The 19773-nt window shown below is 70.0% G+C and carries 17 protein-coding genes; 7 read left to right on the top strand and 10 right to left on the bottom strand.

What is annotated here, in order from left to right:
• Positions 1-103: 103 nt before the first annotated feature.
• The 4 genes from ACT3UL_RS11800 to ACT3UL_RS11785 form a co-directional block, all read right to left on the bottom strand.
• Complete coding sequence (locus tag ACT3UL_RS11800; RefSeq protein ID WP_444578398.1) at positions 104-796, bottom strand: hypothetical protein; 693 nt, start codon at positions 794-796, stop codon at positions 104-106.
• The gene (locus ACT3UL_RS11795) at positions 789-983 is read right to left on the bottom strand and encodes a hypothetical protein (RefSeq protein WP_444578396.1); all 195 of its coding nucleotides are present in this window, start codon (positions 981-983) and stop codon (positions 789-791) included. The genes ACT3UL_RS11800 and ACT3UL_RS11795 overlap by 8 nt, the downstream gene beginning before the upstream one ends.
• 75 nt (positions 984-1058) lie before the next feature.
• Entirely contained in the window at positions 1059-2384 is a 1326-nt protein-coding gene (locus ACT3UL_RS11790) for an ISL3-like element ISPfr2 family transposase (RefSeq protein ID WP_444578394.1), read from the bottom strand.
• Between the two features lie 107 nt (positions 2385-2491).
• Complete coding sequence (locus ACT3UL_RS11785; protein ID WP_444578393.1) at positions 2492-2803, bottom strand: putative quinol monooxygenase; 312 nt, start codon at positions 2801-2803, stop codon at positions 2492-2494.
• Positions 2804-2910: 107 nt separating this feature from the next.
• On the opposite strand from ACT3UL_RS11785, the gene ACT3UL_RS11780 reads away from it, so the two are divergent.
• Positions 2911-3852, top strand: coding sequence for a GlxA family transcriptional regulator (locus ACT3UL_RS11780; RefSeq protein WP_444578391.1), 942 nt, complete (start codon positions 2911-2913; stop codon positions 3850-3852).
• A 378-nt stretch (positions 3853-4230) separates the two neighbouring features.
• Here the strand turns inward: ACT3UL_RS11780 and ACT3UL_RS11775 are convergent, their stop codons facing one another.
• Positions 4231-4665 carry a hypothetical protein gene (locus ACT3UL_RS11775; protein WP_444578389.1) on the bottom strand — a complete coding sequence of 145 codons (435 nt, stop codon included), beginning with the start codon at positions 4663-4665 and terminating at the stop codon, positions 4231-4233.
• Between the two features lie 292 nt (positions 4666-4957).
• Here ACT3UL_RS11775 and ACT3UL_RS11770 point away from each other — a divergent pair, with 292 nt between their 5' ends.
• Complete coding sequence (locus tag ACT3UL_RS11770) at positions 4958-6751, top strand: BCCT family transporter (RefSeq protein ID WP_444578388.1); 1794 nt, start codon at positions 4958-4960, stop codon at positions 6749-6751.
• An 84-nt stretch (positions 6752-6835) separates the two neighbouring features.
• Here ACT3UL_RS11770 and ACT3UL_RS11765 read toward each other — a convergent pair whose 3' ends face one another.
• From ACT3UL_RS11765 to ACT3UL_RS11755, 3 genes are all read right to left on the bottom strand, one after another.
• Entirely contained in the window at positions 6836-7831 is a 996-nt protein-coding gene (locus tag ACT3UL_RS11765; RefSeq protein WP_444578386.1) for a bile acid:sodium symporter family protein, read from the bottom strand.
• Between the two features lie 93 nt (positions 7832-7924).
• The gene (locus ACT3UL_RS11760) at positions 7925-9421 is read right to left on the bottom strand and encodes a glutamate--cysteine ligase (RefSeq protein WP_444578385.1); all 1497 of its coding nucleotides are present in this window, start codon (positions 9419-9421) and stop codon (positions 7925-7927) included.
• A gap of 122 nt (positions 9422-9543) precedes the next feature.
• Positions 9544-11067 (bottom strand): OFA family MFS transporter, encoded by a 1524-nt coding sequence (locus ACT3UL_RS11755; RefSeq protein ID WP_444578383.1) that lies wholly within the window; start codon positions 11065-11067, stop codon positions 9544-9546.
• A 221-nt stretch (positions 11068-11288) separates the two neighbouring features.
• Here ACT3UL_RS11755 and ACT3UL_RS11750 point away from each other — a divergent pair, with 221 nt between their 5' ends.
• Entirely contained in the window at positions 11289-12188 is a 900-nt protein-coding gene (locus tag ACT3UL_RS11750; protein WP_444578382.1) for a DUF817 domain-containing protein, read from the top strand.
• 49 nt (positions 12189-12237) lie between these two features.
• On the opposite strand, the gene ACT3UL_RS11745 is transcribed toward ACT3UL_RS11750, so the two are convergent.
• Positions 12238-13590 carry an MFS transporter gene (locus ACT3UL_RS11745; protein WP_444578381.1) on the bottom strand — a complete coding sequence of 451 codons (1353 nt, stop codon included), beginning with the start codon at positions 13588-13590 and terminating at the stop codon, positions 12238-12240.
• Positions 13591-13794: 204 nt separating this feature from the next.
• Positions 13795-14493 (bottom strand): hypothetical protein, encoded by a 699-nt coding sequence (locus ACT3UL_RS11740; protein WP_444578380.1) that lies wholly within the window; start codon positions 14491-14493, stop codon positions 13795-13797.
• Between the two features lie 190 nt (positions 14494-14683).
• Between ACT3UL_RS11740 and ACT3UL_RS11735 the strand changes: the two genes are divergently transcribed.
• The 4 genes from ACT3UL_RS11735 (at position 14684) to nadC (ending at position 19763) form a co-directional block, all read left to right on the top strand.
• Positions 14684-15370, top strand: coding sequence for an NUDIX hydrolase (locus tag ACT3UL_RS11735; protein ID WP_444578379.1), 687 nt, complete (start codon positions 14684-14686; stop codon positions 15368-15370).
• 27 nt (positions 15371-15397) lie between these two features.
• Positions 15398-16768 carry a quinolinate synthase NadA gene (nadA, locus tag ACT3UL_RS11730; protein WP_444578378.1) on the top strand — a complete coding sequence of 457 codons (1371 nt, stop codon included), beginning with the start codon at positions 15398-15400 and terminating at the stop codon, positions 16766-16768.
• A 107-nt stretch (positions 16769-16875) separates the two neighbouring features.
• Entirely contained in the window at positions 16876-18909 is a 2034-nt protein-coding gene (locus ACT3UL_RS11725) for an FAD-binding protein (RefSeq protein WP_444578433.1), read from the top strand.
• Positions 18903-19763 (top strand): carboxylating nicotinate-nucleotide diphosphorylase, encoded by an 861-nt coding sequence (gene nadC, locus ACT3UL_RS11720; RefSeq protein ID WP_444578376.1) that lies wholly within the window; start codon positions 18903-18905, stop codon positions 19761-19763. Before ACT3UL_RS11725 ends, nadC begins: the two co-directional genes overlap by 7 nt.
• The last annotated feature ends 10 nt before the right edge of the window (positions 19764-19773 follow it).

Genomic DNA, 19773 nt, shown 5'->3' with positions numbered 1-19773 from the left:
GGCTCCTGCGCCGCCTGCTCAGCCACCGTACGGGGCGGCCGTCGCGGGGTGCGATGGGGAGAACTGCCCGGTGGCAGGCGGGTCGGAGAGGTCGCGAACCGGGTCAGGGGCCAGGTCGAGGGGGCCGGTCCGTGCTCATGCCGGGGATCTGCGCCTGGGCGTCGAAGGAGCCGCCCGACAGGGCCACGATGCCGAACTGCTCCGACCAGCGGGCCAGGCGCGAAGGGCACCCTTCGCGTTCGAGACCGCTCCGGATCTGCCCGGCGATCTGCACGGCGTCCCGCGATCCGAACAGCACGATGCCGTTCCCGGGAGCCGGTGGCCGTGGCGCCGGGGAGAGTCTCCTGCCCCGGCGCGGCCCCAGGAAGGTCACCGCGAGGTCAGCGCCTCCGGTGAAGTGCCAATTCGCCCAGATCGGGGCGTAGAGGCCCCCGCGCACCGTGTCGATCCCGGAGAACACCCTGAGGGTGGTGGGGTCGAGCTCGGTGTATCGCATCGGTCGGCGCCGGCCCAGGACGGAGCGGCCGACGACGAGACCCCTCTCGTGCAGGTCCAGGTAGGCGGACCACTGCACCGCGCACACGAAGCCGGTGACGAAAAGGTAGAGCACGGCCACCATGAGGAGGGTGTCGATCCCTCTGCTGTCGCCGAGCAGCACGCTCCCGAGGGCCATGAGGACGAGGACGGTGGGGAGGCAGCCCAGGTAGGGGAACGCATGCGAGAGGTGGACCGACGGTCGACAGCGCCGAATCCGAGGGCCGAGAGTGGAGCACTCGTCCGCGGAGTACTCAGTCATCCTGCGAAGGCCTCCAGTCGCCGTCCATGCCGGGGATCTGCTGCACGGCCCGGTAGTGAGGTCCTTCCACGCGCTCGATCCCGAAGCGCTGTGACCAGCGTGCCAGGTGCGGCGGGCAGCCTCCTCGCTCGAGGCCCGCGCGGATCTGCTCGGCGATCTCCACGGCGTCCCGCGAGCCGAACAGCACGATGCCCTTGGCGATCGCCGGGCGGCGAGCCTGTGGACCCGGCTCTGACTCGGGGTGCGGGCCCAGGAATGTGGCTCATCCCAATCGGGGGTGTAGGAGTTGGGGTCCGAAGCCGCCGGTCTCGAGCAGGCTTCGGGCGATGTAGTTGGTCAGGTTGCGGAACCCGAGTGCGGAGCCGCGCAGGTGTTCGAGCCGTCCGTTGAGTGCCTCGGTCGGCCCGTTGCTGGTGCCGGGTCGTTCGAAGTAGGCGAGCACGTCGGCGGCTCGCTTCTTCAGGGTCCGGCCCAGGGTGGTGAGCTCGGTGAGCACCTTGGGGACGCCGGCGCTGAGGTCGGTGATCAGCTTCTCCATGAGCTCGCCGCCACGTTGCCGGTCCTCGTGGCGATAGGCGGCGATCATCCGCTGGTAGACACCCCAGGTCGCCTCGACCTCGACGTGAGCGTCATCAACGAACAGCGCGCGTAGCCTGTCGCTCTGCTTGTCGGTGAGCAGGTCCGAGCCGGTGTGCAGCGTGCGCCGCGACTTGTAGAGCGGATCGTCCCTGAACCCACGGTGCCCGTGGATCGCGAGTTGGACCCGGCGCCGGCACCTGTCGAGGGCGTCACCGGCCAGGCGCACGACGTGGAAGGGATCCATCACCGTGACCGCGTCCGGGATCTCCTCCGCAGCGGCGGTCTTGAACCCGGTGAAGCCGTCCATCGCGACCACCTCGACCGCGTCACGGAAGGCGTCGTCGCGGTCGGCGAGCCAGGTTTTGAACGCCGCCTTCGACCGGCCCTCGACCATGTCCAGCAGCCTTGCTGGGCCGGCGCCATCGCGGACCGGGGTGAGGTCGATGATCACGGTGACGTACTTGTCGCCACGCCTGGTGTGGCACCAGACGTGCTCATCGACGCCAATCACCTTCACGCCCTCGAACCGCTTGGGGTCGTTGATCAGCAGCCGCTTGCCTTCGGCCAGGACCGCGTTGTTGGCGGTGTCCCACGCGACCCCGAGTCCCTCGGCGACACGGGCGACGGTGAGGTGTGCGACCACGATCCCTTCCAGCGCCCACCGCAGCCCGGTGCGCGAGAGCTTCGCGCGTGGCTCCGCCGCGGCGCTGGTGTCTTGGCGCCACACGTGTCCGCAGTCTGCACAGCGGTAGCGGCGCACTACAACTTCCAGCACGGTCGGTCGCCAGCCCAGCGGCTCGTGGGCCAACCGCCGGATCACGGTGTCACGAGCGGCGCCTTCGCTGCCGCACCGTCGGCACCACTGATCTGGTTCCACCACGCGGCACGCGAGGACCGCACGATCCGGTTCAAGTCGTTGCCCGATCACGCTCAGACCGAGGCCGTCGAGTCGAGCGAAGGTGGTCAGGTCAGGGCGGCCGAAGCCGGCCGGCGGGGTAGCGTCGGGCACGTCGAGGTCTTTCCGATGGATGGCGTAGGAACCTCCATCGTCGGGAGACCTCGACGTCTATCTGCGGACCGACTCGGCGGGGCGCGATCGTCTCGTGCGTTGGCGGACTACGGGAGCTTGGACGCGAGGACGTCGGCCGCCAGGATCTCGGGTGCTGCGCTGAGGAGGTGCTGGTTGGCCATCAGGGCTGCGACGATGGCGCCGTTGGCGTGGGCGTCGCGAGCGGCTTCGTCGGGGAATGCATCGAAGATCCAGAAGGTGTCGGCGTGGGTCCTGACCGCGAACCAGACAATCGTTCCTACTTCTTCGTTGGCGAGTGCGACAGCGCCGGCGAGCAGATCTGCGACCGCGTCGTGCTGTCCATCGGCCGCGACGATCTTGGCGACGAAGGCATACGGAAGTGATGAGGGTGTGGACATGAGGGACTCTCCTTGACGTCGGGGTTCTTCGTGGGACGAGTTCAGCGTATGACGAGCGAGGGCCGGTGGGGAGTGGCGTATACGGCAGTATTGCTATTGTTTACGTCATGCGTATCGGACTGATCGCGATCGACGGCTGCTTCGGTTCGGCTATCGCGTCGATCATCGACATCGTGCGGGTGGCCGACGGAGCCCGCGGCGATGTCGACCCGCGGATCGACCCGATCGAACTCGCCATCCTCGGACCGAAACGGCGAGTGACCACGACGGCATCGATGACCCTGTCGGTGGACCACCCGCTGCCGGAGTCCGGAGAGTTCGACGTGGTCGTCGTCCCTGCGCTTGGAACCCTTACGGCCGCCGCTACCAACGATGCCCTCCAGAGCCGAGATGCTCGTTCGGTCATCGCCTCGCTCGGGCGCCTCGACGAGGCGACCACCCGGATCGCCGCGGCGTGCACCGGCGTGTTCGCTGTCGCCGAGACCGGACGGATGCATCATCGGCGGGCGACGACCAGCTGGTTCCTGGGGCCGGAGTTCCTGAAGCGCTATCCGACCGTCGCCCTCGATCTCGACACCATGGTCGTGGTCGACGGGAACCTCGTCACCGCCGGCGCCGCGTTCGCCCACATCGACCTCGCGCTCTCACTCGTGCGATCGATCAGCCCCGACCTGGCCCAACATGTCGCCAAGCTCCTCATCATCGACGAGCGCCCGTCGCAGGCGGCCTTCGTCGCCTACGAACATCTCCGGCACGAGGACCCGATCGTCGTCGAGTTCGAACGCTTCGTGCGCGCCCGCCTGGACGAACCGTTCAACGTCGCCTTCGTCGCGCAGTCGCTCGGCACCAGCCGGCGCACCCTCGAACGACGAGTCCGTGCGGCGCTCAACCTCACTCCGCTCGGCTTCGTCCAACGGCTTCGCATCGAACGAGCTCGACACCTCTCAGCAACCACGGACCTCACCTCCGCCGAGATCGCGCTACGGGTCGGCTACGCGAACGCCGAGACTCTGCGCTCCCTCCTGCGTAGGGAGCGACGCCGTTCCTGACCTATCGCCATGCCTGTAGCCGGTGTGCTAGTGCTCGACTGGAACCACCTCTCAGCACGTCGCGTCGACGCTCCTGCGTCGCCCCTGGACTACCCACTCGACACGCCCGCAGCACAGGCCGTGTGACGTGTCCTGGCTTCCCGGACGGTCGGGGTTGGGTGGCTGTGATGTCGCTGCGTTCTCGTCGAGGGGGTCAGCAGACCCGATCAGGGTCGATTGGGATGAGCCGCGAAGGCGGTTAGGTCAGGGCGGCCGAAGCCGGCCGGCGGGGTAGCGTCGGGCACGTCGAGGTCTTTCGGATGGATGGCGTAGGAACCTCCATCGTCGGGAGACCTCGACGTCTATCTGCGGACCGACGCGCCCGGCCGACCTACACCTTCATCTGGGAAGAGCCAGGAATGTCACCGCGAGATCCGCTCCGCCGGTGAAGTGCCAGTTCGGCCAGATCTGGGCACGGTAGGGCCCGCGCACGTTGTCGATCTTGGAGAACACCCGGATCGTGGTGGGCTCGATCTCGGAGTACCACATCGGCCGCACCTTCCCGATGACGGAGCGCCCCACGACGAGACCGTTCTCGTGCAGGTCCAGGTAGGCGGACCAGTGGAACGTCGCCACCGCCGCCATGATCGGAGGGAAGACGACCAGCAGCAGCACACCGAATCCCGCCATGTCCCCGCTCGAACTCAGCAGGCCGGCGAGGACGCAGACGGCCCCGAAGGAGGGTCCGCATCCCAGCAGCGGTATGGCATGCGAGAGGTGGATCGAGGGCCGATAGCGCCGGATCCGAGGGCCGAAGGCGTATGCAGGGTGCATCTGCTCAGCGGTCCCCGCCGCGAGCCGGAGGAAAGTGCTGGGGTGCGGGCATCGTCAGGCCTCCTGGGCTCGGTCCGGGGCGGAGCTGGATCCTCCGCCATGGTCGCGAGGACAGTCAACACGGAGCCCTGACCCGGCGAGATGGGGAGTTTCCCCCCGTGCGGGGAATCCGCGCCCGGACGTCGGTGTGACGTGCCAGACTGTCCGAAAGTTCCACCGCTCGAGATGACGCGCCGCCGTGGGGTGCACGCCGCGCGCCACGCCGCGTGACGACGACGAGGAGTCGAGAACGATGTTGAATCGATTGCATGACGCGCTGCACCTGCGCACATCGCCGGTGATCTTCTTCGGATCGGCGGCGATCATCATCGCCTTCGTGATCGGGACGATCGCCTTCACCGATCCGCTGAACGCTGCGGTGTCCGTGGCTTCGGACTGGCTGCTGACGAACCTCGGCTGGTTCTACATCCTCGGCGTGACGATGTTCCTCGCGTTCCTGATCTTCATCGCCGTGGGCCGCTTCGGCCGCGTGAAGCTCGGCCCCGACGAGGAGCCGCCGGAGCATTCCGGTGCCGCGTGGTTCGCCATGCTGTTCGCCGCCGGTATCGGCTCGATCCTCATGTTCTGGGGAGTCGCCGAACCGATCAGCCACTTCGGTGATCCTCCGCGCGGCGCCTCGCTCGGCATCGAGGCCGGCTCCGTAGCAGCCGCCAAAGACGCCATGAACTACACGTATTACCACTTCACGCTGCACACCTGGACGATCTTCACACTGCCTGCGCTGTGCTTCGCGTACTTCATCCACAAGCGCAACCTGCCCCCGCGCGTGAGCTCGATCTTCCAGCCGATCCTCGGTGAGGGCATTCACGGCCCGATCGGCAAGATCATCGACATCGTCGCGATCGTCGGCACCGTGTTCGGCATCGCCGTCTCCATCGGCCTGGGCACCCTGCAGATCAACGGTGGCCTCAACGAGCTGTTCGGCATGCCGGAGACCTCCGGCTGGCAGCTCATCATCATCGCCGTGGTCTGCGGCCTGGCCCTGATCTCCGTCTCGCTCGGGCTCGACAAGGGCATCAAGATCCTGTCGAACGTCAATATCGTCGCCGCCGTGCTGCTGCTGCTGTTCGTGCTGTTCGCCGGGGGTTCCACGCTGTTCGTCCTCAAGGGCACCTTCGAGTCCTTCGGCAGCTATATCGTGAACCTGCCCGAACTGGCCCTGTGGAACGACACCTTCGCGAACACCGGCTGGCAGAACACCTGGACGGTCTTCTACTGGGCGTGGACCATCACCTGGTCGCCGTTCGTGGGCATCTTCATCGCCCGCATCTCCAAGGGCCGCACCATCCGCCAGTTCGTCTCCGGCGTGCTCGCCGTCCCGTCCGCCTTCTCGGTGGTCTGGTTCGGGATCTTCGGCTTCTCGGCCTTCGACATCGAGCTCAACGGTGAGGGCGGCCTGGTCGACACGGTGGTCGGTGACGGGGACATACCCGGTGCCCTGTTCGCCTTCCTCAGCTACTACCCGGCGGCGTTCTTCGTATCCGTCGTCGCCATCATCCTGGTGATCGTCTTCTTCGTGACCTCGGTGGACTCTGCCGCACTGGTCACGGACTCCATGGCCAACGGCCACGAGGACTACAACCCGCTGGGCCAGCGCATCTTCTGGGGCCTGGCGATCGGACTGATCACCGCGACGCTGCTGGTGTTCTCGGGCTCCAACGGTCTCGAGGCGCTCCAGTCCACGATCATCCTCGTCGGCCTGCCGTTCTTCATCATGGGCTTCTTCCAGATGTATGCGCTGTACAGAGCCTTGCAGGAGGATGCCGGCGAGCTGCCGAAGATGCGCACCAGGAACTGGAAGCAGGTGCTGCCCCCGGAGGAGTACGAGCGTCGCGAAGGGGACGAGGAGTACGACACCGACGAGGTGGTGGTCGAACCCGAGGCGGTGGACGAGGTCCCCGTCATGCGCGATCCCTACGAGGACGGCGACGAGGCCGACGGCGGCACGGGTCGAGGGAGCCTGCCGGCCCGTACGGGAAGCGCCCGTGCGGATATCCCGGGTGACGGCCCTCCGCGTTCCCGCTGACCTCTACCGACGAGGCCCGGTACCCCGCAGCAGCGGGGCACCGGGCCTCGTCGGTGCCGTCCGGAGACGGCGGAGTGGTGGAGGTCAGACGGCATCCACCGGATGCTTGTCGGCGCTGCGCCGGTAGTACACCGCCAGCATGGCGCCGGAGAGGTTGTGCCAGATCGAGAAGATCGCGCCGGGCAGGGCCGCCGCGGGGCTGAAGGCGCTCGCCGCGAGCGTCGCGGCCAGACCGGAGTTCTGCATGCCCACCTCGATCGAGGTGGTGCGGGCGGCGCGCTCGCCCTGTCGGAGCAGGCGCGCGAGCCAGTAGCCGGCGAGGTAGCCGATCCCGTTGTGCAGCACCACGGCGAGCAGCACCAGGGCGCCGGCGGAGACGATCGCCTCGGTGGAGCCGCTGACCACGGCCACGACCACGAGCGAGATGCCCGCGACGCTGACCCAGGGCAGGGCAGGCATGATGCGGTCCACGAGCGACCCCAGCAGCAGACGGATCACGATGCCGGCGATCACGGGCACCAGCACCATCTTCACGATCGACATCGCCATGTCACCGGCGGCGATCGGCAGGTACGAGCCGGCCAGCCACAGGGTGAGCAGCGGGGTGAAGATCGGTGCGAGCAGCGTCGAGATGGAGGTCATCGTGACCGACAGGGCGGTATCTGCCTTGGAGAGGTACGTGATGACGTTCGAGCTGGTCCCGCCCGGGGCGCAGCCCACCAGGATCACGCCGACGGCGAGCTCGGGCGGGAGCTGCAGGAGCACCGAGACGCCCAGGCCCACTAGCGGCATGATCACGAACTGGGCGACGACGCCGATCAGCACCGGCAGGGGGCGGCGCGCCACGAGACCGAAGTCGGGGATCGTGAGGGTCAGCCCCATCGCGAACATGATGACGCCGAGGAAGATGCTCGTGAACGGCGCGATCGACTGGCCGGCCGCGGGCACGAAGAAGGCGAAGGCGGCCGCGGCGAGGATCAGGGCAGGGAAGACGGTCACCGCGATGCGCGCGGAGCGGTCCTCCCTCGACAGCTTCGCGGTGCGGTGCGGGGAGGTGGTGTTCGGGGCGGGGGAGGTCATGCCGGAAGAGTACGACCGCATCCGCGATACGAGACGGCCGTCTCAACCTTCGGAAGTCACCGGGCGGACCTCACCCAGCGTCGCTCGCAGACCTCAGCGCCGCTGGCGCGCCGGCACCGGCCAGTCATGCACCGGCTTCCCGGAGTCCACGCCCTCCCGGTACAGCCGCGTCATCTCCGCGAGCGCCTCGGAGCGACTGGCGCCGCGCAGCTCGAGGGACGTGACGGTGTCGATCTGCCAGCGTGCGCCGTTGCGTCCGGTGCGGGTGCGCTCGCTGAGGAGGTTCCCGTAGTGATCGGCGACATCCGCATCGGCCCCGAGCTCCTTCAGGCCGTCCATGGCCTGCGGAATCAGCTGCTCGCGCAGCAGATCAGCCACGCGCACCCGACCCACCTTCGGCCAGCGCACCCGGGCCTCGAGGCCCCAGCGGGCGCACTGCTGGAAGGACTCGTCGGCCTGCTCGAAGCTCATCCGCGACCACAGCGGGCGTCGCTCGTGCACCAGCGAGTGGAGGATCCCGTAGAAGAAGGCGGCGTTGGCGGCCATATCCGCGGCCGTCGGCCCCGCCGGCAGGATCCGGTTCTCCAGGCGCAGGTGCGGGACGTCGGTGCCGGGATCGTAGATCGGACGGTTCCAGCGCCACACCGTGCCGTTGTGGAGCATCAGCTCGTGCAGCCGCGGGGAGGCACCCTCGGTGAGCAGCGGCTCCTCGGCCATGTCCCGCGACTCCGGGATCAGCGCCGGGAACAGCCGCACGTTCTCCTCGAAGAGGTCGAACATCGAGGTGATCCAGCGCTCGCCGAACCACACCCGCGGCCGCACGCCCTGGGTGGCGAGCTCGGGCGGGCGGGTGTCCAGCGCCTGCACGAACGTGGGGATGCGGGTCTCGTGCCACAGCCGCTTGCCCAGCAGGAACGGCGAGTTCGCGGCGAGGGCCACCTGCGGACCGGCGATCGCCTGCGCGGCGTTCCAGGCGGCCGCGAACTGCTCGGGCGGGACCTGGAGATGCAGCTGCATCGACGTGCAGGCCGATTCCGGGGCGATCGAGTCGAAGCTGGTGTCCAGCCCCCGGCCCTCGCCGTCGATGCGCAGGTTGATCTCCTCGCCGCGGGCCACCATGACGGAGTTCTCGAGCGCCTCGTAGCGGGCGCCCGGCGCCCGCCACTCGTCGTCCGTGAACAGCTCCTCGGTGATGGTGGGGAGGTGGCCGATCGGGATGACCCGGGCGCCGTGGCGCTGCGCGACGGCGTCGGCGCGTTCCATCTTCTCGCCCAGCTCGGTCTCCAGATCGCGCAGGCCGGAGCCGGCGGGATGGGAGACCGGCAGGTTCGCCTCGAGGTTGAAACGGCCGATCTCGTGGACGAAGTCCTCGTCGTCCAGATCCTCCAGAATGGTGTCCACCAGCAGGGCGGGCGCCATCCCGTCGGCCTCGGCGAGATTCATCTCCAGCTCGACGCCGACGGTTCCCTCATCGACGAACTCCGCCGTGTCCAGGAAGGTCTCGAACAGGTCGAGGTTCCGACGCAGCTCCCGGCGATAGCGGGTGCGCTGGGAACGGGTGTACTCCGTGGTGCCGATCTCGCGTCCCATGGTGACCTCCGGGTGGTGACGGGGCAGGTCCGGCAATACAAGCACGCCGCAGGGCCTGCCGGGTACCACGAGCCGTGGCGCGGGACGAGTGGTCGGGACGCGAACCCCTCGGCGTCCCGGGATCAGGCGGTGAACAGCGCCACGGCGCGGATCGCGGTCTCGACCAGGCCGTAGGCGAGAGCGGCGACCACGAGCACGGCGAGCACGCCGGCGGCCACCGTGTGGCTCGCGCCGGCCTTCGCGTGCGCCTCGGCGCCGCCGTTGCCGCTGATCGCCTCATGGGCGCCCGCGCGGTCGGCCTCCTTCTTCTGCGCGACCACGGCCTCGTCCTCGAAGTGCGAGGGCTTGACCGCGCGGATCAGCAGGTTCGCGACGAAGCCGACGGCGAGGATGCCCGCCATCAGCCACATCGAGAGCTTGTACAGGTCCATGCCGGAGTGACCGGCGGAGGCCTGCGACTCGACGATGCTGTTGACCAGCAGCGGTCCGGCGATGCCGGCGGCCGCCCAGGCCGTGAGCAGACGCCCATGGATCGCCCCGACCTGGTACACGCCGAACAGGTCCCTCAGGTAGGCGGGGACCGTGGAGAATCCGCCGCCGTAGAAGGAGATGATCACGAGGGCGGAGAGCACGAAGACCGCGAGCGACGAGGAGCCGACGGTCGCGATGACCACGTACAGGATGGCGCCGATGCTGAGGTACAGCGCGTAGTTGAGCTTGCGTCCCAGGTAGTCCGAGGTCGTGGACCACACGAAGCGCCCGGCCATGTTCGCCAGGGACAGCAGGCCCACGAAGCCGGCGGCCGCGGCGGCGGCGATGCCGAAACCGTCCGAGACCATCGGGGCGGCGTTCTCGAGGATGCCGATGCCAGCGGTGACGTTGGTGAACAGCACGATCCACAGCAGCCAGAACTGCGGGGTGCGGATGGCCTGCTTCGCCGAGACCGAGCCCGTCGTCTGCGCCGCCTTCGCGGTGGCGCTGCGGGGGTCGAAGCCCTTCGGCGCCCAGTCCGGGTGGGGCAGGCGGATCACATAGGCGCCCAGCGCGATCGCCAGCAGGTAGCAGCCGGCGAGCGTGAGGAAGGTGGGGGTGAGCCCCGCGACCAGGTGCGAGGGTTCGACGCCGCCGCCGAACAGAGCCATCAGCTTGTTCGAGGCCGGGCTGGCGATCAGCGCGCCGCCGCCGAAGCCCATGATCGCCAGGCCCGTGGAGAGCCCGGGGCGGTCGGGGAACCACTTCATGAGGGTGGAGACCGGGGCGATGTAGCCGATGCCCAGGCCGATGCCGCCGATCACGCCGTAGCCGAGATACACCAGCCACAGCTGTCCGGTCGCGATGCCGACCGCCGAGACGAGGAAGCCGAGCACCCAGAAGCTGCCGGCGGCGACCATCGCCATCCGCGGCCCCACCCGCTCCACCCAGGTGCCGGCGATCGCCGAGGAGATGCCGAGCATGGCGATGGCGAGGGAGAAGATCCAGCCGACGGCGACCTCGCCGACGCCGAAGTGACTCTGGAACGGGGTCTTGAACACGCTGAACGCGTAGACCTGGCCGATGCACAGGTGGATCGCGAGCGCCGCCGGCGGGATGAGCCAGCGGTTGAAGCTCGCCGGCGCGATGATCGCGCTGCGGTCGAGGACGGACATGGGGCCTCCGGGGAGAGAAAGGGGAGAGCGTCTCCGATGACGCCCACCGGGAGAGGATATGGGTGCTCTCGGCTCCGTCCCAAGCGCTTGGCGGTGGTGTTGCCCGGCGAACCCGAGGAGCGCCTGCCGCGCAGCGACGTCCCGGCTCGCGCACAACTCCTCTCCAGGTCCGCCCCGATCTCTGCGCCGACGACGGCTCGGGCGTGAATAGGGTCGTGACCATGAGTCGTGACGGCGAGCAGCCCCGCAGCGCAGCGGGCCGGGCGTTCACCCCGCTCGAGGAACGGCTGGATGCGTGGGCGCACCGGCGGTCGCGGGCGCTCGCGGTCGACGCGGGCCCGTGGCGCCGGGGTCTGCTCGAATTCGCCGTGTTCACCGCGAAGCAGGCGTGGGCCTGTGTGTTCGGTGCTGCGATGCTCGTGCTCCTGGTGCTGGCGCGCCTGGTCTACCCCGATGACGCCCTGCTGGTGCGCAGCGACGCCCTCGTGCTCGCCGCCGTCGCCGTGCAGGCGCTGATGCTCGCCCTCCGCCTCGAGGGCGGCCGGGAGCTGTGGGTGATCGTCATGTTCCACGTCGTCGGCACGGCCATGGAGGTCTTCAAGACGCACATGGGCTCCTGGGCCTATGAGACCGACGGGCTGCTGCGGATCGGGGGAGTGCCGCTGTACACGGGGTTCATGTACGCCGCCGTCGGCTCCTACATGGTGCGCGTGTTCCGCCTGTTCGACCTGCGCTTCACCCGCTACCCGCCGATCTGGGCGACCGCGCTGGTGGCGGCCGCGATCTACGCGAACTTCTTCACCCACCACTACCTGCCGGACGTGCGCTGGGTGCTGGTGGGGGCCGTCGTGCTGCTGTATGCGCGCTGCGTGATGAGCTTCCGCAACCAGCGCACCGGGCCGCGTCGTCGCATGCCGATCCTGCTCGCCTTCGTGGGTGTCGCGTTCTTCCTGTGGGTCGCGGAGAACGTGGGCACCTGGGCCGGTGCGTGGATCTACCCGCACCAGGCCGCCCAGTGGCACCTGGTGCCGCCCACGAAGTTCGTGGCCTGGCTGCTGCTGATGATGATCTCGGTGGTGCTGGTGACCTTCGTGCACCGGCCGCGGCCGCCGACGGAGTGAATCGGCCAACGGGGTCGGCACCAATGGGGCTCGTCTGCTCGCCTGCTCGTCAGCTCGACGAGCCGCCGGTCTCCCCGTCGGCCGGCACGGTGGGTCGGCGTCGGCCCTCGCGGCGCGCGGCCACGGCCGCGGCGAGCGTCACCGCGGAGAGCGCCACGAGCACGATCCCGGGATGCCACCAGGCCTGCGCCGTCCACAGGCCGAGCGCCGAGGTGGCCAGCGGGACCACGCCGCCCACCGTGGCGGCCACCGCATAGGCGAAGGACAGTGCCGAATAGCTGAAGCGTCCCGGGAACAGGTCGCTCATCAGCCCGCCGAGCGCCGCCCACGACATGGTGGGCAGGATCCCGCCCACCACCATCAGCGTCACCAGCCCGCCGAAGCTCGCCGACTGCAGCAGGAAGTACAGCGGGAAGGCGATCAGGGCCGTGCCCAGGGCGCCGGCGCCCACCACCAGGGCGGAGCTGGTGCGCGCCGCGAGCGCCCCGAACAGGGGGATCGTGAGCAGCTGCAGGAGCGCGCCGATGGTCGCGGCGCTGAGCAGCTGCAGGGGCGGGTAGCCGAGCACCACCGAGCCGTAGTTCATCGTGTACGTGTTCATCAGCGCGTACGAGCCGATGCCCAGCTGGGCGGCGCCGATCGCGATCAGCAGCGCCCACGGGCGGGTGCGGAACATCGTGAGCACCGGTCGGCGAGCGCGGTCCCCGGTCTGCGCCAGGCGGGCGAAGACCGGGGTCTCGTCGATCGCGCGGCGCAGGTACAGCGAGACCAGCAGCAGCGGCAGCGCGAGGAAGAACGGCACCCGCCAGCCCCAGTCCGCCATGGCCTGCTCGGGCAGCGTCAGCGTGAGCACGATGAACACCGCGGCCGAGAGGATCGAGCCGACGGGCGAGCCCAGCTGCGGGATCGCCGCATAGAACGCCCGCTTCAGGGGGTGGGCATGCTCGGTGGCCAGCAGCACGGACCCTCCCCATTCGCCGCCGAGCGAGATCCCCTGCACCAGGCGCAGCACCACCAGCCCGATCGCCCCCAGCCATCCGGCCTGCGCATAGGTGGGCAGTATGCCGATCAGCGCGGTCGCCACGCCCATCAGGCCCACGGTCCACAGCAGCGTGGTGCGTCGGCCCAGCCGGTCGCCCATGTGCCCGAACACGAGCGCGCCGACCGGGCGGATCACGAACGAGACGGCGATGGTGCTGAAGGACGCGAGCGAGGCACCGGCCGCGCCGAGGGGTTCGAAGAACAGCGGGCCGACGAAGAACGCGGAGAAATACGCGAAGAGGTAGAAGTCGAACTGCTCGAGCGAGGTGCCGACCATGGAGGCCCAGGCGACCCGCCGGGGTGTGCGGGTGCTCGCAGGCAGGGCCGGCTGAGGCGCCGGAGCCGTGGTCGAGGGGGTCATGGAGGGCTCGCTTCCTGGGGATCCCGATGCGTTGCTGCGGTGCCGTGCGGCAGCGCCGACGCGGTGCTGGCAGGGCGCTGACCAGCGTAAGCAGATCCGGCGGTGAGGGGGTGGTGCGAGCGAGGGGCGTCACACGGCCCAGCTGGCCGGCAGGCTCGGTGGATCAGCGGGCCCGGTGAGCCAGCCGACGGTGGCACGGGCGGATCAGTCCCCGGGGGCGGGGCTCCCGCTGCCGGGGAGCGTGAGGATGCGCGTCGTGCCGTCTGCGAGGGAGAGCTCGGCGGTCATGGAATGGTCCAGCTCGTGCTCGTCCTCTGTGGGCCACCAGGCGCCGAACCAGCCGTTCGAGAGGGTCGCCTCGGTGTCGCCGGCCGCCGTCTGCAGCGTCACGGCGGTCACCAGGTCGCCGACCTCCCCGGCGACGACATGCTGCGACGAGGTCTCCGGAGCGTCCACCGCAGTCGGATCCGTCTGCAGCAGCGCATCGCTGCGCACCATCGCACCGTCCATCGGGATCGTGGCGGCCTCGTCGTACGGAGTGGCGATGGTGATCGCCGTCCACTCGTCGTCGATCTGTGTGGCCAGGCAGGTCAGGGTGTCGCTGTTCTCGTCCGTGCGAACGCTCAGGGTGACGAGGCCGCGCTGCTCGCCGACGAGCTCGGTCGTCGGCTGCCCGCCTGCTGGTGGCTCGGGCGGCGCGGTGCAGGGGCTGAGCGACATGCTCGCCGCGGTCCGCTTCCCGGGGCTCGCCGTCCAGCCCTCGGCGGCGGTGGCGGGAGTGCGGACGGCCAGCACGCAGACCGTGATCGCGAGAACGGTGACGACGACAGCGGCCAGGATCAGCAGCGCCCTCAGGGTGCGAGGGGAGGAGGCTCCGGCCGCAGTGGTGTCATCGCTGGACATGGAGGGATTCTGCCACGGGCGGTCGAGCTGAGGACGGGGCGTGACGGCGACGAGGCGACGACAGTTAAAGTCACCTCCACAGTGACCCCGGTCACACGATCGCGTCACATCGTGCACTTCTGGTCATGGTGAGCCTAATGTCTCGTCACCAGTAAAGGTGCTCGCGACTTTAACAGGAGGTGTCGTCGCCATGAGCTCTCGGACAGCCCTCGCCGTCTCGACGGTCATCTTCGCCCTGCGCCCGCATCCGACCACCCGTCGCCTCGCCCTGTGGCTCCCGCTCGTGCGTCGCGTCCGGGCTCCCCACCAGGGGCTCTGGGCACTTCCGGGCGGTCCGCTGGCGCCGGACGAAGGACTCGCCGCGTCGGCCGCGAGGAACCTCCACGAGACCACCCGGCTCACCCCGCAGTACCTCGAACAGCTCTACGCCTTCGGTGGGCTGGACCGCTCGGATTCGGCCGACGAGCGCACCGTCTCGGTCGTCTACTGGGCGCTCGTGCGCCCTGAGGAGGCCGACGCGGGCGAGGCGGGCGTGAACGTGCGCTGGTTCGTGGCCGACGAGGTCCCCGAGCTCGCCTTCGACCACTCGCTCATCGTCGAGTACGCCCTGTGGCGCCTGCGCAACAAGGTCGAGTACTCCCGCATCGCCGCCGCGTTCCTCGGGGAGTCCTTCACCCTCGCCGAGCTGCGCGGAGTCCACGAGGCCGTGCTGCAGCGCACCCTCGACCCCGCGAACTTCCGCCGCCAGATGGAATCCTCCGGGCGCCTGGTGGCCACCGATGCCTATCGCACCGGCGGCCGCCACCGTCCCGCCCGGCTCTACCGGCACGACCAGTCCATCCACCTCGCCGACAACGGCCCGCTCACCGGTCTCTGACCGGCCACACCCCACGGAGAGCACGACATGACGATCACCGATCCCACTGCCACCGCCGCCCCCGCTGACGCAGCCACCCCCACCGCCTCGGTCGACCTGACCCTGCGCGACATCTCCACCGGCGCGGCCTCCGGCAGCAGCTGCTCGACCGAGCTGCTGGATGCCCCGTGGGACGTCGACGCCCGCGACCCCGGCTACGGTCCCGGCGCCTCGATGGCCGACCCGATCCCCGCCACCGCTCCCCGCCAGGGCGAGATCCCGCAGGAGTACCGCGACGCGAGCGCCGAGGAGCTGGACCGCAGGATCCGCACCGCGAAGGCGGAGCTCGGGGACCGCGCGGTGGTGCTCGGGCACTTCTACCAGCGCGACGAGGTCATCCAGTACGCCGACTACGTCGGTGACTCCTTCCAGCTCGCCAACGCCGCGAAGGCCCGCACCGAGGCCGAGGCGATCATCTTCTGCGGCGTCCACTTCATGGCCGAGACCGCCGATCTGCTCTCCGGGCCCGACCAGGCCGTGATCCTGCCGAACCTCGCCGCGGGCTGCTCGATGGCGGACATGGCGGACATCGACCAGGTCGAGGAGTGCTGGGAGCAGCTGATGGAGGTCTACGGCGGCGAGGTGCCCGGCGAGGACGGGCGCCTGCCGGTCATCCCCGTGACCTACATGAACTCCTCCGCGGACATCAAGGGCTTCGTGGGCCGCCACGGCGGCATCGTGTGCACCTCCTCGAACGCCTCGACCGTGCTGGAGTGGGCCTTCGAGCGCGGGCAGCGGGTGCTGTTCTTCCCCGACCAGCACCTGGGCCGCAACACCGCCAAGGCCATGGGGATCTCCCTGGACGAGATGCCCATGTGGAACCCGCGCCGACCGCTCGGCGGGAACGACGAGCAGACCCTCCAGGACGCGAAGGTGGTGCTGTGGCACGGGTTCTGCTCGGTCCACAAGCGCTTCACCACCGCACAGATCGGCAAGGCCCGCGCCGAGCACCCGGGTGTGCGCGTGATCGTCCACCCCGAGTGCCCGATGCCCGTGGTCGATGCGGCGGACGAATCCGGTTCCACCGACTACATCCGCAAGGCCATCGAGGGTGCGAGCGAGCCCACCACCTTCGCGATCGGCACCGAGATCAACCTGGTCCAGCGCCTCGCCGCCCAGCACCCGCAGCACACGATCTTCTGCCTGGATCCCGTGGTGTGCCCCTGCTCGACGATGTACCGCATCCATCCCGGCTACCTCGCCTGGGCCCTCGAATCGCTGCTGGACGGCGAGGTCATCAACCAGATCTCCGTGGGCCAGGACGTCGCCGAGCCCGCCCGCGTCGCGCTCGAGCGCATGCTCGCCGCGAAGCCGGCTCCGGTCGGGGCCGCCCCGGAGCGCACCACCGCGGAGCGCTGAGCATGGGCGCGCACGAGCAGCTGCCCACGGAGCTGCCGCCCACGGAGCTGCCGCCCACGGAGCGGCCGCCCACGGAGCGGCCGCCCACGGAGCGGCCGCCCACGGAGCTGCCGCCTACCGATCTGCTGGTCATCGGCTCCGGGATCGCCGGGCTCACCGCGGCGCTGCACGCCGCCCGGTCGGTGGACGTCCTGCTGGTCACCAAGACCGCACTCGTCGAGGGCTCCACCCGCTACGCCCAGGGCGGCATCGCCGGGGCGATCGACCCCTCCGACACCCCCGCCGAGCACGCCCAGGACACGCTGAGCGCCGGGGCCGGGCTGTGCGATGCGGAGGCCGTGCGGGTGCTGTGCGAAGAGGGCCCGGCCGCGATCGCGGACCTCATCGACCGCGGTGTCGTCTTCGACCGCGCTCATGACCTCGACCCTGCTGGGGAACTCGATCCCGACCCCGACCCTGCTGGGGAACTCGATCCCTACCCCGACCCCGAGAGCGCGGCGGCTCGGAGCCTGTACGCGCTGGGCCTCGAGGGTGCTCACTCCCGCCCCCGGATCCTCCACGCAGGCGGCGACGCCACCGGCCGGGCGATCGAGGACGCGCTGGCGGGCGCCGTGCGCGCTCTCACCGCGGTGCCATCCGGCAGCACGGCGCGCGGCTCCCTCACCCTGCGCGAGGACACCGCCCTGGTGGATCTGCTGCTCGAGGGCGGTCGCGTGAGCGGCGCCGAGCTGTTGGCGGCCGACGGGACCCGGCTCGCGGTGCGAGCCCGGGCCACGCTCCTGGCCACCGGCGGCGCCGGACAGCTCTTCTCGCACACGACGAATCCCGCCGTCTCCACCGGTGACGGGATCGCCGCGGCCTGGCGGGCCGGTGCCGCGGTCGAGGATCTGGAGTTCTACCAGTTCCACCCCACCGCGCTCGCGGCTCCCGGCTCCTTCCTGATCTCCGAGGCCGTGCGCGGGGAGGGCGCCGTGCTGCGCGACGAGCACGGCCGACGCTTCCTGCCCGCCATCGACCCTCGCGTCGAGCTCGCCCCGCGCGACGTCGTAGCCCGTGCGATCGCCCAGGTCATGGCCGCCCAGGACGGCAGGCCCGTGGTCCTGGATGCGACCGGGATCGGAGCGCAGCGGCTCCGGGAACGGTTCCCCACCATCGACGCCGCCGTGCGCGGAGCCGGATTCGACTGGGGTCGCGAGCCGGTGCCCGTGACCCCTGCCGCCCACTACTGGATGGGTGGGATCCGTACCGACCTCGACGGCCGCACCACTCTTCCGGGTCTTCTCGCAGCGGGGGAGTGCGCTCGTACCGGGGTGCACGGGGCGAACCGTCTCGCCTCGAACTCCCTGCTCGAGGGGGCCGTGTTCGGGGCCCGTGCCGCATGTGCCGCCCTTCGAGACGCATCCAGTGGCGCCGTGTGTGCAGCCTCGCCCCATACGGCGCTGCCTGCACACCACGCGCCAGTGGACGCGGCTACCTCAGCCGGATCGGACCGCAGCCCGGCCCCAGCCGGGTCAGCGCCCAGCCCAGCGCCCGCCGGGGCAGGCCCCAGTCCCGCCCTTGCCGGGCCAGACCTCAGCCCAGTCCCCACCGGGTCAGGCCCCAGTCCCGCCCTTGCCGGGCCAGACCTCAGCCCAGTCCCCACCGGGTCAGGCCCCAGTCCCGCCCTTGCCGGGCCAGACCTCAGCCCAGCCCCTGCCGGTCCGAGAGCCGCGACGCCGCACCCCATGCGGGCCGCGTCCGGGCCCGGCCGCTCGGAACGGTGGACCCGTGCTGACCTGCAGGAGCTGCTGTGGAGCCATGCCGGCCTGCTGCGCACGGGCGAGCAGCTCGACGCGGCCGCGGCGCAGCTCTCCTCTTGGCAGGACCAGGACCCTGACTCGTGCACCACGGTGGCCGAGCTCGAGGACCGCAATCTGCTCCATCTCGCCCGACTGCTGATCGGGCACGCCCTGGCCAGGCCAGGGTCCGTCGGCGCCCACCACCGGCTCGACGATCCCCGTCCTCTCGCCGCCCAGGGCCCTGTCGATACCCAGGGTCCTGCCGACGCTCGTGGTCGTACTGACGCTCATGAGCTCGTCGACGCCCGCACCCCTGCTCCCTCCACCGACTCCGAGCCCGCCCAGGAGGCCCTCGCATGCTGACCACCACCCAGATCGACACCGTCGTCGCCGCAGCCCTCCTCGAGGACGCCCCGTGGGGCGACCTCACCGGCCAGGTGTTCCTCCCCGCCGATGCCACCGCGACCGCGGAGCTCACCGCCCGCGAAGCCGGGGTCCTCTCCGGGATCGATGTATTCGCTGCCGCGTTCCGGCTCACCGATGCCGCCGTGGACGTCACCGCACACGCGGCCGACGGTGACCGCTTCGCCGTCGGCGACGTGCTCGCGACCGTCGTCGGCCCGGCCCGAGCCGTCGTGCAGGCCGAGCGCATCGCCCTGAACTTCACCCAGCGCATGACCGGCATCGCCACGCTCACCCGGAGATTCGTCGACGCCATTGAGGGCACCGGGGTGCGCATCACCGACACCCGCAAGACCACGCCCGGACTGCGCGCGATCGAGCGCCATGCGGTGCGCAGCGGCGGGGGAGTGAACCACCGGTTCTCGCTCTCGGATGCTGTGATGGCGAAGGACAACCACCTCGCGATCCTGCAGCAGCAGGGGCTGGACCTCACCGTGGCGATCCGTCACGCCCGCGCCCAGCTCGGCCACACCACCCGGCTCGAGGTCGAGGTGGACCGGATCGATCAGATCGAGCCGGTGCTCGCCGGCGGCGTCGACATCATCATGCTCGACAACTTCTCTCTCGCCGACCTCGCGCGCGGCGTGGAGATCGTGGCCGGTCGCGCGATCGTCGAGGCCAGCGGCACCGTCACCCTCGACACGGTCGCCGACATCGCCCGCACCGGCGTGGACGTCATCTCCTCCGGTGCGCTGACCCACTCGGTGCGGAACCTCGACCTCGGCCTGGACAGCACGCTGACCGCCGGGGCCTGACCAGAACCGC

It is taken from the genome of Brachybacterium sp. 107 (assembly GCF_052379725.1).
Classification (GTDB): Bacteria; Actinomycetota; Actinomycetes; order Actinomycetales; family Dermabacteraceae; genus Brachybacterium.
Note: the sequence above shows the minus strand (reverse complement) of the source record. Positions and strands in the feature narration are given on the sequence as shown.

Bases quoted from the DNA above. Each gene is read 5' to 3' on its own strand.
- nadC (WP_444578376.1), top strand. From the start codon at position 18,903: ATGCTGACCACCACCCAGATCGACACCGTCGTCGCCGCAGCCCTCCTC.
- ACT3UL_RS11765 (WP_444578386.1), bottom strand. From the start codon at position 7,831: ATGACCTCCCCCGCCCCGAACACCACCTCCCCGCACCGCACCGCGAAG.
- ACT3UL_RS11775 (WP_444578389.1), bottom strand. From the start codon at position 4,665: ATGCACCCTGCATACGCCTTCGGCCCTCGGATCCGGCGCTATCGGCCC.
- ACT3UL_RS11800 (WP_444578398.1), bottom strand. From the start codon at position 796: ATGACTGAGTACTCCGCGGACGAGTGCTCCACTCTCGGCCCTCGGATT.
- ACT3UL_RS11785 (WP_444578393.1), bottom strand. From the start codon at position 2,803: ATGTCCACACCCTCATCACTTCCGTATGCCTTCGTCGCCAAGATCGTC.
- ACT3UL_RS11780 (WP_444578391.1), top strand. From the start codon at position 2,911: ATGCGTATCGGACTGATCGCGATCGACGGCTGCTTCGGTTCGGCTATC.
- ACT3UL_RS11770 (WP_444578388.1), top strand. From the start codon at position 4,958: ATGTTGAATCGATTGCATGACGCGCTGCACCTGCGCACATCGCCGGTG.
- ACT3UL_RS11740 (WP_444578380.1), bottom strand. From the start codon at position 14,493: ATGTCCAGCGATGACACCACTGCGGCCGGAGCCTCCTCCCCTCGCACC.
- nadA (WP_444578378.1), top strand. From the start codon at position 15,398: ATGACGATCACCGATCCCACTGCCACCGCCGCCCCCGCTGACGCAGCC.
- ACT3UL_RS11750 (WP_444578382.1), top strand. From the start codon at position 11,289: ATGAGTCGTGACGGCGAGCAGCCCCGCAGCGCAGCGGGCCGGGCGTTC.
- ACT3UL_RS11745 (WP_444578381.1), bottom strand. From the start codon at position 13,590: ATGACCCCCTCGACCACGGCTCCGGCGCCTCAGCCGGCCCTGCCTGCG.
- ACT3UL_RS11755 (WP_444578383.1), bottom strand. From the start codon at position 11,067: ATGTCCGTCCTCGACCGCAGCGCGATCATCGCGCCGGCGAGCTTCAAC.
- ACT3UL_RS11760 (WP_444578385.1), bottom strand. From the start codon at position 9,421: ATGGGACGCGAGATCGGCACCACGGAGTACACCCGTTCCCAGCGCACC.
- ACT3UL_RS11735 (WP_444578379.1), top strand. From the start codon at position 14,684: ATGAGCTCTCGGACAGCCCTCGCCGTCTCGACGGTCATCTTCGCCCTG.